This is a genomic window from Seohaeicola nanhaiensis (assembly GCF_042654245.1).
GTDB lineage: Bacteria > Pseudomonadota > Alphaproteobacteria > Rhodobacterales > Rhodobacteraceae > Seohaeicola_A > Seohaeicola_A nanhaiensis.
The window spans coordinates 391,156-406,466 of record NZ_JBHSGI010000009.1 but is presented as its reverse complement, the minus strand read 5'-3'; the positions used below and the strand labels follow the sequence as shown (position 1 = coordinate 406,466).

The window sequence follows — 15,311 nt, the reverse complement described above, 5'->3', positions numbered from 1 at the left end:
GGAGGATCCCTAATGTACGACACCAACCACCTGACCCACGCGCTGCGGCAGTCGAGCATCGGACGCGAAGACGCTGTGTTCGCGCAACTGCCCGACGGAGGCACCGTCACCTTCGGAAGCCTTTTCCAGGGCGCCGAACAGATGGCGGCGGCGCTGGTCGCGCTGGGCGTGCTGCCGGGCGACCGGGTGGCGGTTCAGGTCTCCAAGACCATCGAGGCCATCCAGCTCTATCTCGGCACGGTGATGGCCGGCGGCATCTTTCTCCCGCTCAACACGGCCTATACCGCCGCCGAGATCGCCTATTTCATCGGCGACGCCACCCCCCGCGTCGTGGTCTGCGATCCGAGGCGGCTGGACGAGACCAAGAGCGTATCGGGCGACGCCAAGGTGATGACACTCGACGCCACCGGGCACGGCACATTGCGCGAACTGGCTGACGTCCAGACAGGGTTCGACCCTGCCCCGCGCGAGGCGGGCGATCTTGCCGCGATCCTCTACACCTCGGGGACCACCGGGCGCTCCAAGGGCGCCATGCTGAGCCACGCCAACCTCGCCTCCAACTCGCGCGTTCTGCGCGACCACTGGCGCTTCACGGCGGATGACGTTCTGATCCACGCCCTGCCGATCTTCCACACCCACGGCCTTTTCGTCGCCACCAACGTGGCGCTGCTGGCCGGCTGCCAGGTGGTCTTCCTGCCTGGCTTCGACCCCGAGGCGATCCTTCAGGCGATGCCCACGTCCACGGCGCTGATGGGTGTGCCTACCTTCTACACCCGCCTGCTCGCCGATGACCGCCTCACCCGCGAGCGCGCCGGCAACATGCGCCTCTTCGTCTCGGGCTCGGCGCCGCTGCTGGTCGACACCCACGAACAGTGGGAGTCGCGCACCGGTCACCGCATCCTCGAACGCTACGGCATGACCGAGACCAACATGAACACCTCCAACCCCTACGAGGGCGAGCGCCGCGCCGGCACCGTGGGCTTTGCCCTGCCCGGCGTCGAGGTGCGCATCACCGACAACGGCACCGAGGTCGCGCCGGGCGAGATCGGCGTGCTGGAAGTGCGCGGCCCGAACGTCTTTCAGGGCTACTGGCAGATGCCCGAGAAGACGGCGGAAGAGCTGCGTCCCGACGGCTGGTTCATCACCGGCGATCTCGCGCGGCAGGACGCGGACGGTTATTACGTCATCGTCGGGCGGCAGAAGGATCTTGTCATCACCGGCGGCTTCAACGTCTATCCGAAAGAGATCGAAAGCCTGATCGACGACATGCCCGGCGTGCTCGAAAGCGCCGTGATCGGTGTGCCCCACCCCGATTTCGGCGAGGCCGTGGTGGCCGTGGTGGTCCCCGAAAAAGCCGGGTTAGAGCCGGATTCGATCGCCAAGGCGCTTTCGACCGTTCTCGCGAAGTTCAAGCAGCCCAAGAAGGTGCTCGTGGTCGACGAACTGCCCCGCAATACCATGGGCAAGGTCCAGAAGAAGGCGCTGCGCGAGGAATATGCGGGCCTGTTCAAACCCTGACAGCCTTTCTCCGCAGCGGAAATCAGGCCGGAACCCTCCCAGGGTTTCAGCCGCGTCAGCCCAGCCAGACCAGCGCCAGCGACAGGGTGCCGAAGGCCGCAGTCGTCGCCACCAGCAGCGCCAGCGAGGCCGCACCGCCCAGGCCGCGTTCCTGGGCCAGCACCGGGTAGATCCCCATGATCGGCATCGCCGCCGACAGGATTGCCACCCGCCCCATCGGCTCTGAGAGTGCGCCGGGCGCAAGCGCACTGACCAGCACCACCGCCGCAGCAGCCAGCGCCGGGTGCACCACCAGCTTGCCAACCGCGATCTGCACCGCCATCGACCGGTTGCCATTCAGCGGCAGCCCCACCAGGGATCCGCCGATCACCACCAGCGCCAGCGCAGCAGCCGAGGATGCAAGCATCTGGAACAGCTTCTCCACCGTACCCGGCACCGGCAGGTCCAGCGCCGACGCCGCAAGCCCGAGGATCAGCGCGATCATCAGCGGACGTTTCAGCAGATCCACGGCAATCCGGCGCGCCCGCACCCAGGGCGAAACCCTCTCCCGCTCCTGCGACAGGTCCAGCAGGATCAGCGAGAGGGGAATCAGCACGACCAGCTCCACCAGCATGTTCAGCGCCAGGATCACCCCGGCTTGATCCGGAATCACCAAAAGCATCACGGGATAGCCGACATAACCCGAATTGGGGCAGCTGACCCCCATCACGGCCACGGCGCGCCGGCCCTTGTCGGCCGCCGTCAGGCTGAACCAGACAAAGCCCAGCCCCATCACGGCCACCCCGCCCAGCAGATAGGCCGTCATGTACCCCACGTCGGCAATCTGGCCCAGCGGACGCGAGGCCAGCGCGTGAAACAGCAGCGCCGGCATCGCGATGTTCAGCACGTATCGGCCCAGCACCAGCATGTCGTCGCGCACAAAGACGCCGCGCGCCACCAGGACATATCCGATGGCAATTGCCGCATAGATCGGAAAGGTGATCGAAAAGATGGCCGACAAGGGCTCAGCCGATCCGCCCGCGGTTATCTCCGACCTGCCCGCGATGCAACAGCATGTGATCCAGGATCACGCAGGCCATCATCGCCTCGCCCACCGGCACGGCGCGTATGCCCACGCAGGGATCGTGGCGGCCTTTGGTGACGATCTCTGCCGCCTCTCCCGTCTTGGTGATGGTCTGGCGCGGCTTCAGGATCGACGAAGTCGGCTTGACCGCAAAACGTACCACCAGATCCTGCCCGGTCGAAATGCCACCCAGGATGCCGCCGGCATGGTTGCTGGAATAGACGGGCTTGCCGTCGTTCCCCATGAAAATCTCGTCGGCATTCTCTTCACCGGTCAGCATCGCCGCGGCCATGCCCTCGCCGATCTCGACGCCCTTCACCGCGTTGATGCTCATCATCGCTGCGGCCAGATCGGTGTCGAGCTTGCTGTAGACCGGCGCGCCCAGACCGGCCGGAACGCCCTTGGCCACGATTTCGACGACGGCGCCTACCGAATTGCCCGACTTTCGCAGCCCGTCGAGGTAATCGGCCCAGAGCGCCGCCATTTCGGCATCCGGTCCCCAGAACGGGTTGCGCCCGATCTCCTCCGCATCGAACCGTGCGCGGTCGATCTCGTGCACGCCCACGCGGGTCATGTATCCGGTGATCTCCACCTCCGGCGCCAGCACCTTCAGCGCCGCCCGCGCCAGCCCGCCCGCGGCCACGCGGCTGGCCGTCTCGCGCGCCGAGGACCGGCCGCCGCCGCGATAGTCGCGGATACCGTATTTCTGCCAATAGGTAATGTCGGCATGGCCGGGGCGGAACTTCTCGGCGATCTCGGAATAATCCTTCGACCGCTGGTCGGTGTTCTCGATCAGCAACTGGACCGGCATCCCCGTGGTCTGCCCCTCGAACACGCCGGACAGGATCCTGACCTCGTCCGCCTCGCGCCGCTGCGTGGTGAACTTCGACTGCCCCGGCTTGCGCTTGTCCAGCCACTGCTGGAGGAACGCCTCGTCCACCGGCACGCCGGGCGGGCAGCCGTCCACGGTCGCCCCGATGGCCGGCCCGTGGCTTTCGCCCCAGGTGGTGACGCGGAACAGATGGCCAAAGCTGTTGGTTGTCATGGGCGGGCTCCTTCGCCCCTGCCTTAGCCGCGTGGCCCATGCCGCTCAAGGGGATTTGCCTTGCAAGGGCACCCTCGCCGCCCTAGATGTTGCGCTACCTCGGGGTGCCAGGACTGGCTGAGATGCGCAAGCAGACCCGTTGAACCTGAACCAGTTAGCACTGGCGGAGGGAAGGTCATGGACATCACTCCACCCTTGCCCAAAGCCGCAACAAGGAGGATGCCATGAAACATCTGACATTTGCTGCGGGAGTTCTCTGTGCCACGGGCGCCTTCGCCCAGACGCCGGAACTGACCGTCTACACCTATGACAGCTTCGTCACCGACTGGGGCCCCGGGCCGCAGATCGAAAAGGCCTTCGAGGCCGAATGTGGCTGTGACCTGAAATTCGTCACCGCCGGCGACGGCGCGGCCCTGATGGCGCGCATCCGGCTGGAAGGTGCGCGCACCGGCGCGGACGTGGTTCTGGGCCTCGACACCAACCTGACCGCCGCCGCCCGGTCCACCGATCTCTTCGCGCCCAGCGGCGTTGAAGCCGAGTACGATCTGCCGATCGACTGGTCCGACGACATCTTCGTGCCCTACGACTGGGGATATTTCGCCTTCGTGCACAAGACCGATCTTGAGCATGTGCCCCAGGACTTCCTGGAACTGGCGAAAAGCGATCTGAAAATCATCATCGAGGATCCGCGCTCCTCTACCCCCGGCCTCGGCCTGCTGCTCTGGGTGAAGGCCGCCTATGGCGACGATGCAGCGCAGGTCTGGACCGATCTGGCCGACAACATCGTGACCGTGACCAAGGGCTGGTCCGAGGCCTATGGCCTGTTCCTGGAAGGCGAGGCCGACATGGTGCTCTCCTACACCACCTCACCCGCCTATCACATCATCGCCGAAAACGACACAACCAAGGAGGCCGCCGCCTTCGACGAAGGCCATTACATGCAGATCGAGGTCGCCGCGCGGCTGGCCTCCAGCAAACAGCCCGAACTGGCCCAGCAGTTCCTGCAGTTCATCACCAGCGACGCCTTCCAGTCGGTGGTTCCGACCACCAACTGGATGTATCCCGCCGTGACGCCCGAGGCCGGCCTGCCCGAGGGCTTCAACGATCTGGTCGAACCCTACAAATCGCTGCTCATCCCCGAGGCAGAGGCAGAACAGGTGCGGGACGCCGCGCTGGCCGAATGGCTCACCGCGCTCAGCCAGTAACCCTCTGGCCCGGCCTTGTCGCGGCGGCGCTGGTCGCCGCGACGCTGCTCGCCGCCCTGGCCGCGGTCGCCCTGCGCGCGGAAACCGAGGCGGGACTGGCAGCGCAGGACGGCGCGGCAATCCGCTTCACCGTGCTGCAGGCCGCGCTCTCGGCCCTCTTCAGCGTCGCCCTGGCGATCCCCGTCGCCCGCGCTTTGGCGCGGCGCAGCTTTCCCGGCCGCGGGCTGCTGATCACGCTGCTGGGCGCACCCTTCATCCTGCCGGTCATCGTCGCCGTGCTGGGCCTGCTGGCCGTCTTCGGGCGCGGCGGCTGGCTGAACGATCTGCTCACCCTCGCCGGCCTGCCCCCGGTTTCGGTCTACGGCCTTCACGGCGTTGTCCTGGCCCACGTCTTCTTCAACCTGCCGCTCGCAACCCGCCTGATCCTGCAGGGCTGGCAGGACATCCCCGCCGAACGCTTCCGACTGGCCGCCCAGCTCGGCGCGGATACCCGCGACATCTGGCGGCTGCTCGAACGTCCGATGCTGGCGCGGACTGCGCCCGGCGTCGCCGCGCTGGTCTTCGCCATCTGCCTCACCAGCTTCGCCGTTGCGCTGACCCTTGGCGGCGGCCCCCGCGCCACCACCATCGAGCTGGCCATCTACCAGGCCTTCCGCTTCGAATTCGACCTCGGCCGCGCGACGCTGCTCTCGCTGGTGCAGATCGCCCTGACGCTGGCCGCCGCGACCCTGGCGCTCGGCGTCTCCGCGCAGGGCGGCTTCGGCGCCGGGCTTGACCGCGTGGTTCAGCGCTGGGATGCGCGCACCCCCGGCCTCAAGATGCTCGACACCGCCCTGATCCTCACCGCCGCGCTGTTTCTGCTGACCCCGCTCGCCGCCATCGCCGCAAACGGTCTCCCCGGACTCATCCAGCTGCCGCATCAGGTCTGGTCGGCCGCATTGGTCTCTGTTTGCGTCGCCGCCCTCAGCACCGCCGTGCTGCTGGCGCTCGCCCTGCCGATGGCCATTGCCGCGGCCCGCGCGCCCGCCATCGAACACATCGGGCTGCTCGGCCTCGCCGTCTCGCCGCTGGTTCTGGGCGCGGGCCTCTTTCTGCTGATCAACCCGGTCGCCAGCCCCTTCGCCCTCGCGCTTCCGGTGACGGCGTTGGTCAATGCGCTCATGTCGCTGCCCTTCGCCCTGCGCATCCTCGTCCCCAAGGCGCGCGAAGAGGTGCAGCGCCACACCCGCCTCGCTGCGACGCTGAACATGACCTCGGCCAGCTTCCTGCGGCTCGTCCTGCTGCCCCGGATGCGCCCGCAGATCGGCTTTGCCGCCGGGCTCGGGGCGGCCCTCTCGATGGGCGACCTCGGGGTGATCGCCCTCTTTGCCGACCCGGAAACCGCCACGCTGCCGCTGCAAATCTACCGTCTGATGGCCGCCTACCGGATGGAGGCCGCGGCCGGCGCCGCCCTCCTCCTCCTCATCCTGTCCGTCGCCGCCTTCTGGCTCTGCGACCGTGGAGGCCGCCATGCTTCGCCTTGACCAGACCCGCATCGACAACGGCGGCTTCTTCCTCGACGCCGATCTCACCGTCGAGACCGGCGCGAAGATCGCCGTCATCGGCCCTTCGGGCGCCGGAAAATCGACCCTGCTCGGGGCAATCGCGGGATTTCACCCGGTCATCCAGGGCCGCATCACCTGGGACGGCCAAGACATCACTCATGCCCCGCCCGGCCAACGCCCGGTCGCCATGCTGTTCCAGGACGGCAACCTGTTTCCGCATCTGAGTGTCGCGCAGAACGTCGGCCTTGGCATCCGCCCCGACCTGCGCCTGACCGAGACGCAACAGGCTCAGGTGCGCGAGGCCCTGTCCCGCGTCGGCCTGCGCACGATGGGCGACCGCAAGCCCGCGGCCCTGTCCGGCGGTCAGCAAAACCGCGCGGCGCTGGCCCGCGTGCTGGTGCAGAACCGCCCGCTGCTGCTGCTTGACGAACCCTTCGCCGCGCTCGGCCCGGCGCTCAAGTCGGAGATGCTCGATCTGGTCGCGGCCCTCGCCACCGAGACGAAAGCCACCCTGCTGATGGTCAGCCATGACCCCGCCGATGCCCGCCGGATCGCCGGGCAGGTCATCCTTGTCGCCGAAGGCCGGGCCGAGCCGCCGGCAGCGACGGGAGAACTGCTCGACAATCCCCCCGCCGTGTTGCGCGACTATCTCGGTTAGGCCGCCAGCGCCGCCCGGGTGCGGCACACCGCCAGGGCCGCCCGCGCCGCCTCGCGGCCCTTCTCGACGAAATGCGCGCGGAAGATCGCGGTGTGATGCTCGGTCTCCTGATAATGGTGCGGCGTCAGCGAGACCGAAAGCACCGGAACCCCGGTGTCCAGCCCGGCGCGCATCAGCCCGTCGATCACGGCCTGGGCGACGAAGTCGTGGCGGTAAATGCCGCCATCCACCACGAAGGCTGCGCAGGCGACCGCGCCATAGCGGCCCGTGGCGGCAAGTTCCTTGGCCATGAGCGGCAGTTCGAATGCGCCCGGAACGTCGAACACGTCGACCTGCGCGGCCGGTATCAGCTCCAGAAAACCCTCCAGCGCACGGTCGACGATATCGGCGTGCCAGCCGGCTTTGACAAAGGCGAAACGGGTGTGTGTCATCATGATCTCCTTCAGGTTCGACACGTCACCCAAGGCGATCACGGGCAGGCGCACCGCTGGCGCGGCGACACATGCTCCGTCCTCTTCCATCCGGACTGTAACCGTCGGCTCCGGCCTCGCACCGGATCTGCTGACCCCCGGCCTCGCGGCCGGGGCGCTCGCGGGCTCGCGGAGAGAACCCCGCATACCGCCGGTGGGGAATTTCGCCCCGCCCTGAGAACAGTGCAGAGATTGCCAATCCACACGGGCAAAGGCAAGACAGAGACGCGAAGGAGACCGCCATGCACCCCAACCCGATCTACCACACCGCGGATGCGGCGAAGAACCTCGCGTTCGCCCGCAGCCGCGCCTTCGGCAGCCTCAGCGTGGCGACCGAGGATGGCCCGCTGGTCAGCCACATTCCCTTCCTGCTCTCGGACGACGGCACGACGGCCGAATTCCACCTCGTCCGCTCCAACCCGATTGCCCGCGCGCTGCACCGGCCGCTCCGAGCGATCCTCGCTGTGAATGGCCCCGACAGCTATATCTCCCCCGACTGGTATGGAATGGAAAACCAGGTGCCCACCTGGAACTACGTCGCCGTCCACCTGAAGGGAGACGTCACGCTTCAACCGCAGGAGACCATGCGCGACCTGCTCGACCGCCAGTCGGCCGACTACGAGCAACGCCTGTTGCCCAAGACTCCATGGAAAGTCGGCAAGGTCGATCCCGACGCGCTCGACATGCTGCTGCGCATGATCTTGCCCTGCAGGCTGGCCATCACCGCCGTCGACGGCACCTGGAAATTCTCGCAGAACAAGCCCGAAGCCGCGCGTCTGGGCGCCGCCGAGGGGGCCGAGGCCGGCGGCTTCGGCGCCGAGGTCGCGCTGCTCGCCGCAATGATGCGCGGCGCATAGACAGCGGGCGGCGCGGCTTCTAGGGTGGCGAAAAAACGAAGGACAGGAATACCCATGAAACTCAGCTACAGCCCGGCCTCGCCCTATGTCCGCAAGGTCATGGTGGTTCTGCACGAGACCGGCCAACTCGACGATGTCGAGATCGTCCCCACCGCGACCACGCCTGTCGCGCCCTCGGCCGACCTGATCGGGAAGAACCCGCTGGGCCGGATCCCCGCGCTCGAGCGTGACGACGGACCGACCCTCTTCGACAGCCGCGTGATCTGCGCCTTCCTGGACGCCCGCGGCAACGGCGGCCTCTACCCCTTGGGCAAGCGCCGCTGGGAAACGCTGACGCTCGAGGCGTTGGGCGACGGCATTCTTGATTCCGCCGTGAACCTCGCCTACGAGGCCCGCTTCCGCACCGAGGAGATGCGCTCACAGCCCTGGATGGACGGCCAGTGGGCCAAGATCTCCCGCGCCTGCGCCGCCATGAACGGCATGTGGATGAGCCATCTCGCCGGCCCGCTCGACATGGGCCAGATCTCCATCGCCTGCGCGCTCGGATATCTCGACTTCCGCCACGACGCCCGCAACTGGCGTCAGGGCAACGACGCCTTGGCCGACTGGTTCACCCGGTTCGATTCGCGCCCCAGCCTGGCCGCGACCCGGCCGCGGGACGCCAAGTGAGCGCGGGCAGGATGGGCAAGGTCGCGAAAATTGCAACAATGCCCCCGATGAGGGGCACCCTGCGCGCCTTTGACCGCTGGACGAATGTAACACACCCCGTTAATTAGCCGAACCGAGAGACCGCATAATTGATGCGGTTCAAAAGCATGACAGCCCCGTGCCGGGCCTTGGAATTGGAGCAAATCTCGTGTCCCACGCAGAAGATCACGAAGGCACCCGGAGAGACTTTCTCTACTATGCGACCGCCGGTGCCGGTGCCGTCGCAGCCGGTGCCGCCGTCTGGCCGCTGGTCAACCAGATGAACCCCTCGGCCGATGTGCAGGCGCTCTCGTCGATCCTGGTGGATGTGAGCGGGGTCGAAACCGGCACCCAGCTGACCGTCAAGTTCCTGGGCAAACCCGTGTTCATCCGCCGCCGGACCGAAGAAGAGATCGCCGCCGCGAAGCAGGTGGACGTCAGCACCCTTCCCGACCCGAACGCCGAAAACGCCAACCTCGGCCCCGACAAGCCGGCCACTGACGAAAACCGCGCGATGCCCGGCAAGGAAGAGTGGCTGGTGATGATGGGTGTCTGCACCCACCTCGGCTGCGTGCCGCTCGGCAACGCCTCGGGTGACTTCGGCGGCTGGTTCTGCCCCTGCCACGGCTCGCACTACGACACCGCCGGCCGCATCCGCAAAGGCCCCGCCCCGCGCAACCTGCCGGTGCCGGTGGTCAAGTTCACCGACGACAACACGATCCAGCTGGGATAAGGGGACTCACGAATGGCCGGTATTCCGCACGATCATTACGAACCGAAATCGGGCATCGAAAAGTGGGTGGACAGCCGCCTGCCGGTGATTGGCCTGCTTTACGACACGCTGATGATCCCGACGCCCCGCAACCTCAACTGGATGTGGATCTGGGGCATCGTCCTCACCTTCTGTCTGGCGCTGCAAATCGTGACCGGCATCGTGCTGGCCATGCACTACACGCCGCACGTCAGCCTAGCCTTCGCGAGCGTCGAGCACATCATGCGCGACGTGAACGGCGGCTATATGCTCCGCTATCTGCACGCCAACGGCGCCTCGCTGTTCTTCTTCGCCGTCTACGTCCACATCTTCCGCGGTCTCTATTACGGCTCGTACAAGGCCCCGCGCGAGATCACCTGGATCGTCGGCATCGTCATCTACATCCTGATGATGGCCACCGCCTTCATGGGCTACGTCCTGCCCTGGGGCCAGATGTCCTTCTGGGGTGCAACCGTGATCACCGGCATCCTGGGCGCCGTGCCCTTCGTCGGTCCCGACATCCAGACCTGGATTCTCGGCGGCCCGGCCGTGGACAACGCCACGCTGAACCGCTTCTTCTCGCTGCACTACCTGCTGCCCTTCGTCATCGCGGGCCTCGTGATCGTGCACATCTGGGCCTTCCACACCACCGGCAACAACAACCCCACCGGGGTCGAGGTGCGCCGCTCGTCGAAGGCCGAGGCTGACAAGGACACCCTGCCCTTCTGGCCCTACTTCGTGATCAAGGACCTCTTCGCCCTGGCGCTGGTGCTGGTGATCTTCTTCGCCATCGTCGGCTTCATGCCGAACTACCTCGGCCACCCCGACAACTACATCGAAGCCAACCCGCTGGCGACGCCCGCGCACATCGTGCCGGAATGGTATTTCCTGCCCTTCTACGCCATCCTGCGCGCCTTCACTGGCGAGGTCTGGGTCGTGCAGGCCGCGTCGTTCCTGACCGGCGGCATCATCGACGCCAAGTTCTTCGGCGTGCTCGCGATGTTCGGTGCCATCGTGGCCCTGGCGCTCGTGCCCTGGCTCGACACCTCCAGCGTCCGTTCGGGCCGCTATCGCCCGATGTTCCGCTGGTGGTTCTACCTGCTGGTGATCGACTTCGTGGTGCTGATGTGGCTCGGCGGCCAGCCGGCCGAAGAACCCTACGCCAGCTTCGCGCTCATCGCCTCGGCCTACTGGTTCGCCTACTTCTTCGTCATCCTGCCGATCCTCGGCGTGATCGAAAAGCCAGAGGCGCCTCCGGCGACGATCGAGGAAGACTTTGCCGCCCATTACGGCAAGTCCGACGCCACGCCTGCCGAATAAGAAAAGGACGGGACAGATGTTCAAGAAACTCGCAATCGGCGGCATCCTCGCACTCAGCCTCGGCGGCTTTGCCGCCCAGGCGGCCGAGACCGGCGGACATATCGAAGACATTGCCTTTTCCTTCGAAGGCCCCTTCGGAACCTATGACCGCAATCAGCTGCAACGCGGCCTGCAGATCTACACCGAGGTCTGCTCCGCCTGCCACGGGCTCAAGTTCGTGCCGATCCGGTCCCTGGCCGACGAAAGCGGCCTGGGCATTCCCGAAGATCAGGTGCGCGCCTATGCCGCCAACTTCAGCATCGACGATCCGGAAACCGGTGAATCGCGGCCCGGCAAGCCGACCGACCACTTCCCGGCCAACACCGGCGCCGGCGCACCCGATCTCAGCCTGATGGCCAAGGCCCGCGCAGGCTTCCACGGCCCCTATGGAACCGGCATCAACCAGCTCGTGAAGGGTATCGGCGGCCCCGAATACATCACGGCTCTCCTGTCCGGCTACACCGGCGAGGAAAAGGTAGAGGCCGGCGTGACTCTTTACCAGAACACCGCCTTCCCGGGCGGCTGGATCGGGATGAGCCCGCCCCTCTCCGACGGTCAGGTCGAATTTGCCGACGGTCACCCGAACGATGTGCGCCACATGGCCGAGGACGTCGCGGCCTTCCTGATGTGGACCGCAGAACCCAAGATGATGGAACGCAAGCAGGCGGGCCTGGTCGGCGCGCTCTTCCTCGCGATCTTCACCGTGCTGCTCTACCTGACGAACAAGCGCATCTGGGCTCCCCACAAGGGCAAGAAGCACGCCTGACCGGTCTTTCGATCGGGCAACGACATTTCGCCCCCGCGAGCCTCGCTCGCGGGGGTTTTCATTGTCTCGTCCGGCGGGGGAATAGCGGCCGCATTCTCACCGAAACATCGGCCCAAAAAAAAGGTCACTCGATGATTTTCAAGCAAATACAACGGGTTGACCCCCCGTCCTAGCTGGGACACCTGAAAAGGCCCCGCTCAGGCGGTCAGAACGTCCCCGTCACGGCCCGTGATCCTGGCTGTCACGATGGCCCCTTCCGCCCGCGGTTCCGCGAACCGCACCTCGGTGAATTGCTCTGTACGGCCCATCAGGGGGCTTTCCATCAGCACCCGGTGGGTCCGCCCCACCTGCGCCCTCAGATGCCGCTCCAGCCCCGCTGCGCCGGCCTCCCGCAGCCGTGCCGCCCGCTCCTTGATGACCGGCCCCGCCACCTGTGGCATCCGCGCCGCCGGCGTCCCCGGCCGCCGTGAATAGGGAAAGACATGCAGAAAGCTCAGCCCGCACTCTTCCACCAGCTTCACCGAATTCTCGAAATGCGCCTCGGTCTCTGTGGGAAAGCCCGCGATGATATCCGCCCCGAAGGTCATCTCGGGCCGCAGCCCCCGCGCCTCCTCGCAGAACCGGATCGCATCCTCGCGCCCGTGCCGACGCTTCATCCTCTTGAGAATGAGCGTATCGCCATGCTGCAGACTGAGGTGAAGATGCGGCATCAGCCGGGGCTCCGTGGCGATGGCCTCCATCAGCCGCGGGTCCGCCTCGATCGAATCGATCGAACTGATCCGCAGCCGCGGCAGATCCGGGACCAGCCGCAGGATCCGCATCACCAGATCGCCCAGCGGCGGCGCGCCCGGCAGGTCCGCCCCCCACGAGGTCAGGTCCACGCCCGTCAGCACGACTTCGTTGAACCCTTTGCCGACCAGCCGCTTGATCTGCTCCACCACGACGCCCGCCGGCACCGACCGGGAATTTCCCCGCCCGAAAGGAATGATGCAGAAGGTGCAGCGGTGGTCGCAGCCGTTCTGGACCTGCACATAGGCCCGGTGCCGCCCGAAGCCGTCAATCAGATGGCCCGCCGTTTCGGTCACGCTCATGATGTCGTCGACCAGAACCGGCTCGGTCCCGAAATCGCCCGACAGCGCCGCCCATGTCGACGCCTGCATCTTTTCGGTATTGCCGATCACCGCATCGACCTCGGGCATCGCCGCGAAGGTCTCGGGTTCCGTCTGGGCCGCACAGCCGGTCACGATCAGCCGCGCGCCAGGGTTCTCGCGCCGCAGACGGCGAATCTCCTGCCGGGACTTGCGCACCGCCTCGGAGGTCACCGCACAGGTGTTGACGATGACGGCATTCTCCAGCCCTGCCTCTGCGGCCAGTTCCTTCATCGCTTCGGTCTCGTAGGCGTTAAGCCGGCACCCAAGCGTGGTGAAGCGCGGCGCACTCATCCGAGCGAGGCCAGAAAGGCTGGCGTCAGCGTCGCCTCGAAGACATGAGCTGTCGGCCCGGTCATCCAGACCCCATCGTCGCGCCACTCCACCTCGATGGTGCCGCCATCCAGGTCGATCATGACGTGCCGCCCGGTCAGCCCCCGCCGCGCAGCCGCGACCGCCACGGCGCAAGAGGACGACCCCGACGCCAGCGTCAGCCCGGTCCCGCGCTCCCAGACCCGCATCCGGATGCGGTCCGGGCCCGTGATCTGCGCCACCTGGACATTGGTGCGTTGCGGAAACAGCGGATGATGTTCGTGCGCCGGGCCGAAGGTCTCCAGCGGCACCGCCATCACGTCCTCGACAAAGAAGGTGCAATGCGGATTTCCCATGCCGGTGGCAACCGGGTTGCCCTCGATCGGCAACGACAGCGTATCCATCTCGCGCGCCAGCGGGATCTCTTCCCAGTCAAGCTGGGGCGCCCCCATGTTCACAGACGTCAGCCCGCCACCGGCATCCCGCGCCGCAAGCTCTCCGCGATCGGTGGTCAGACGCAGCACGGTCTTGCCGGTCTCGTCCATGAGATAGCGGGCAATACAGCGGGTCGCATTGCCACATGCGGCCGAAGTGCTCCCGTCCGCGTTGTAAAATGTCAGGTGCGCGTCACCCGCCCCCTCGGTAATGAGCGCAAGCTGATCGAACCCAACGCCCCGGTGACGATCCGCCAGAGCGCGGGCCAACCCAGGCGTGATTTCGACCGCGCGTGCGCGCCCGTCGACCACGACAAAGTCGTTGCCCAGTCCGTGCATCTTCATGAAGGGCAAACCGCCCTGTGCCATATCGCTCATGACCGCGCATATACCGCCGGCACCCGGACGAATCCAGAGCGCCCGCGCAAAAGGCCAGATTTGGGCTTGACCCCGACTGCACCGCCTTCTAGGAAGCCGCCGGACGCCCCGGGAGATAAGTCAATCGGGGCGGCGTCGTGCGAAACTATGAGCTTGATCCCGGGTGGGAAATTCTCGTATCAGCGCACAGGGCGGGCAACCGCCCGGCGATAGAAGTGGGCCGTTAGCTCAGCTGGTAGAGCAACTGACTTTTAATCAGTAGGTCGCAGGTTCGAACCCTGCACGGCTCACCACTTCTTCCAGACCGCTGACCCTTATGGGGCCTGTTTCGCGCTTGCGGAAGTGGGAAGGAACGACAGTTCCTCGCGGCTGCTGCCGTCTCGCCCGCAACCTGACCGAGACATACGGCGACGACATCCCGCGAAAGCATCGTTATCGCATGCTCCTCTTCCGCCAGACCCTCTGCAGGACAGGCCTTCCGCGTGATGATGCGGCCGTCGGGCGCCGGCAGAATCCCGTCGATTTCCTGCACGGTCCAATCGCCCGCCTGCACCGGGCACAGCGCGGGAGAGGATTGGGAGTTCCTCGCCCTACCTGCCCCAATCCGACCTGCGCGCAAGACTACAGGGCTGTCATTTGAGCCGGAAGGCAAGCCCGGCCCGGCGCAGGTTTCCGCCCAGCCGCCGGATCAAATCCGTCAGCCGCGCCTTGCGAACAGACGGGACAGACCGCGCCCAAGAGCGGCACCGGCCAGGATGCCAACCCCATCGGCGATCAGGTCGGCGAGTTCGCGGCTGCGGCCGACATAGGGCTGAATCAGTTCGATTGCGCCGCCATAGGCCAGCGCGAGCGGCATCAGCCAAATCAGACTGCGCGGGGCGAGCAGCGATATCGGCAATGTGAGAACCGCGAAGGCGAAAGCATGTGCGGCCTTGTCATTGCCCGGCGGCCCCGGAAGGGCAGGCATCGGCGTCAGCGTCACGAGTCCTATCGCGAGCCCGATGACCCCTGTCAGGAGAAGGGCAATCCAGAAAATCGCGGGGTACTTTCGCGATCTTGGGGAGGATTTGGTCACTCGTCATCTCCGGCAAACTGGATCGGGTTGATGACATATGC

General features: G+C 66.4%; 15 protein-coding genes, 1 tRNA gene and 2 riboswitches. Of the genes, 10 read left to right on the top strand and 6 right to left on the bottom strand.

Translation table 11 applies throughout. The features are described 5' to 3' along the window. The first annotated feature begins 12 nt into the window (after positions 1 to 12). Entirely contained in the window at positions 13 to 1,518 is a 1,506-nt protein-coding gene (locus ACFO5X_RS12295) for a malonate--CoA ligase (RefSeq protein ID WP_380717750.1), read from the top strand. A 55-nt stretch (positions 1,519 to 1,573) separates the two neighbouring features. On the opposite strand, the gene ACFO5X_RS12290 is transcribed toward ACFO5X_RS12295, so the two are convergent. Together ACFO5X_RS12290 and aroC are read right to left on the bottom strand one after the other, a co-directional pair. After that, complete coding sequence (locus tag ACFO5X_RS12290) at positions 1,574 to 2,518, bottom strand: AEC family transporter (RefSeq protein ID WP_380717749.1); 945 nt, start codon at positions 2,516 to 2,518, stop codon at positions 1,574 to 1,576. Between the two features lie 4 nt (positions 2,519 to 2,522). Beyond that, positions 2,523 to 3,626 (bottom strand): chorismate synthase, encoded by a 1,104-nt coding sequence (gene aroC / locus ACFO5X_RS12285; RefSeq protein WP_380717748.1) that lies wholly within the window; start codon positions 3,624 to 3,626, stop codon positions 2,523 to 2,525. A gap of 90 nt (positions 3,627 to 3,716) precedes the next feature. After that, positions 3,717 to 3,815, top strand: a riboswitch (TPP riboswitch). A gap of 35 nt (positions 3,816 to 3,850) precedes the next feature. Here aroC and thiB point away from each other — a divergent pair. From thiB to thiQ, 3 genes are read left to right on the top strand one after another with little or no spacing between them, the layout of a single operon-like run. Continuing rightward, positions 3,851 to 4,831 carry a thiamine ABC transporter substrate binding subunit gene (thiB, locus tag ACFO5X_RS12280; protein ID WP_380717747.1) on the top strand — a complete coding sequence of 327 codons (981 nt, stop codon included), beginning with the start codon at positions 3,851 to 3,853 and terminating at the stop codon, positions 4,829 to 4,831. Beyond that, positions 4,807 to 6,354 (top strand): thiamine/thiamine pyrophosphate ABC transporter permease ThiP, encoded by a 1,548-nt coding sequence (locus ACFO5X_RS12275; RefSeq protein WP_380717746.1) that lies wholly within the window; start codon positions 4,807 to 4,809, stop codon positions 6,352 to 6,354. Before thiB ends, ACFO5X_RS12275 begins: the two co-directional genes overlap by 25 nt. Then, positions 6,341 to 7,033: a thiamine ABC transporter ATP-binding protein gene (gene thiQ, locus ACFO5X_RS12270; protein WP_380717745.1), complete on the top strand. Its 693-nt coding sequence runs from the start codon at positions 6,341 to 6,343 to the stop codon at positions 7,031 to 7,033. Before ACFO5X_RS12275 ends, thiQ begins: the two co-directional genes overlap by 14 nt. Here thiQ and ACFO5X_RS12265 read toward each other — a convergent pair. Next, positions 7,030 to 7,464 (bottom strand): 6,7-dimethyl-8-ribityllumazine synthase, encoded by a 435-nt coding sequence (locus ACFO5X_RS12265; protein ID WP_380717846.1) that lies wholly within the window; start codon positions 7,462 to 7,464, stop codon positions 7,030 to 7,032. The two genes, thiQ and ACFO5X_RS12265, sit on opposite strands and share 4 nt — an antisense overlap. A 74-nt stretch (positions 7,465 to 7,538) precedes the next feature. Continuing rightward, positions 7,539 to 7,689: riboswitch (FMN riboswitch) on the bottom strand. A gap of 56 nt (positions 7,690 to 7,745) precedes the next feature. Here ACFO5X_RS12265 and ACFO5X_RS12260 point away from each other — a divergent pair. The 5 genes from ACFO5X_RS12260 to ACFO5X_RS12240 all read left to right on the top strand — a co-directional run bounded on the left by ACFO5X_RS12260 (position 7,746) and on the right by ACFO5X_RS12240 (position 11,923). Beyond that, complete coding sequence (locus ACFO5X_RS12260) at positions 7,746 to 8,360, top strand: FMN-binding negative transcriptional regulator (protein ID WP_380717744.1); 615 nt, start codon at positions 7,746 to 7,748, stop codon at positions 8,358 to 8,360. Between the two features lie 54 nt (positions 8,361 to 8,414). After that, positions 8,415 to 9,029: a glutathione S-transferase gene (locus ACFO5X_RS12255; RefSeq protein ID WP_380717743.1), complete on the top strand. Its 615-nt coding sequence runs from the start codon at positions 8,415 to 8,417 to the stop codon at positions 9,027 to 9,029. 187 nt (positions 9,030 to 9,216) lie between these two features. Continuing rightward, positions 9,217 to 9,780, top strand: coding sequence for a ubiquinol-cytochrome c reductase iron-sulfur subunit (petA, locus tag ACFO5X_RS12250; RefSeq protein ID WP_380717742.1), 564 nt, complete (start codon positions 9,217 to 9,219; stop codon positions 9,778 to 9,780). Positions 9,781 to 9,792: 12 nt separating this feature from the next. Continuing rightward, positions 9,793 to 11,118, top strand: a complete 1,326-nt coding sequence (gene petB / locus ACFO5X_RS12245; RefSeq protein WP_380717741.1) for a cytochrome b — start codon at positions 9,793 to 9,795, stop codon at positions 11,116 to 11,118. A gap of 16 nt (positions 11,119 to 11,134) precedes the next feature. After that, the gene (locus ACFO5X_RS12240) at positions 11,135 to 11,923 is read left to right on the top strand and encodes a cytochrome c1 (RefSeq protein WP_380717740.1); all 789 of its coding nucleotides are present in this window, start codon (positions 11,135 to 11,137) and stop codon (positions 11,921 to 11,923) included. A gap of 197 nt (positions 11,924 to 12,120) precedes the next feature. On the opposite strand, the gene mtaB is transcribed toward ACFO5X_RS12240, so the two are convergent. Both mtaB and dapF read right to left on the bottom strand, forming a co-directional pair. Further along, the gene (mtaB, locus tag ACFO5X_RS12235) at positions 12,121 to 13,365 is read right to left on the bottom strand and encodes a tRNA (N(6)-L-threonylcarbamoyladenosine(37)-C(2))-methylthiotransferase MtaB (protein WP_380717739.1); all 1,245 of its coding nucleotides are present in this window, start codon (positions 13,363 to 13,365) and stop codon (positions 12,121 to 12,123) included. After that, complete coding sequence (gene dapF / locus ACFO5X_RS12230; RefSeq protein ID WP_380717738.1) at positions 13,362 to 14,195, bottom strand: diaminopimelate epimerase; 834 nt, start codon at positions 14,193 to 14,195, stop codon at positions 13,362 to 13,364. Before dapF ends, mtaB begins: the two co-directional genes overlap by 4 nt. Positions 14,196 to 14,412: 217 nt before the next feature. On the opposite strand from dapF, the gene ACFO5X_RS12225 reads away from it, so the two are divergent. Then, positions 14,413 to 14,488, top strand: a tRNA-Lys gene (locus tag ACFO5X_RS12225). Between the two features lie 404 nt (positions 14,489 to 14,892). On the opposite strand, the gene ACFO5X_RS12220 is transcribed toward ACFO5X_RS12225, so the two are convergent. Next, positions 14,893 to 15,177, bottom strand: coding sequence for a VanZ family protein (locus tag ACFO5X_RS12220; RefSeq protein ID WP_380717737.1), 285 nt, complete (start codon positions 15,175 to 15,177; stop codon positions 14,893 to 14,895). Positions 15,178 to 15,311 lie beyond the last annotated feature (134 nt).

Bases quoted from the DNA above. Each gene is read 5' to 3' on its own strand.
- ACFO5X_RS12295 (WP_380717750.1), top strand. From the start codon at position 13: ATGTACGACACCAACCACCTGACCCACGCGCTGCGGCAGTCGAGCATC.
- aroC (WP_380717748.1), bottom strand. From the start codon at position 3,626: ATGACAACCAACAGCTTTGGCCATCTGTTCCGCGTCACCACCTGGGGC.
- thiB (WP_380717747.1), top strand. From the start codon at position 3,851: ATGAAACATCTGACATTTGCTGCGGGAGTTCTCTGTGCCACGGGCGCC.
- ACFO5X_RS12275 (WP_380717746.1), top strand. From the start codon at position 4,807: ATGGCTCACCGCGCTCAGCCAGTAACCCTCTGGCCCGGCCTTGTCGCG.
- thiQ (WP_380717745.1), top strand. From the start codon at position 6,341: ATGCTTCGCCTTGACCAGACCCGCATCGACAACGGCGGCTTCTTCCTC.
- ACFO5X_RS12265 (WP_380717846.1), bottom strand. From the start codon at position 7,464: ATGACACACACCCGTTTCGCCTTTGTCAAAGCCGGCTGGCACGCCGAT.
- ACFO5X_RS12260 (WP_380717744.1), top strand. From the start codon at position 7,746: ATGCACCCCAACCCGATCTACCACACCGCGGATGCGGCGAAGAACCTC.
- ACFO5X_RS12255 (WP_380717743.1), top strand. From the start codon at position 8,415: ATGAAACTCAGCTACAGCCCGGCCTCGCCCTATGTCCGCAAGGTCATG.
- petB (WP_380717741.1), top strand. From the start codon at position 9,793: ATGGCCGGTATTCCGCACGATCATTACGAACCGAAATCGGGCATCGAA.
- ACFO5X_RS12240 (WP_380717740.1), top strand. From the start codon at position 11,135: ATGTTCAAGAAACTCGCAATCGGCGGCATCCTCGCACTCAGCCTCGGC.
- mtaB (WP_380717739.1), bottom strand. From the start codon at position 13,365: ATGAGTGCGCCGCGCTTCACCACGCTTGGGTGCCGGCTTAACGCCTAC.
- dapF (WP_380717738.1), bottom strand. From the start codon at position 14,195: ATGAGCGATATGGCACAGGGCGGTTTGCCCTTCATGAAGATGCACGGA.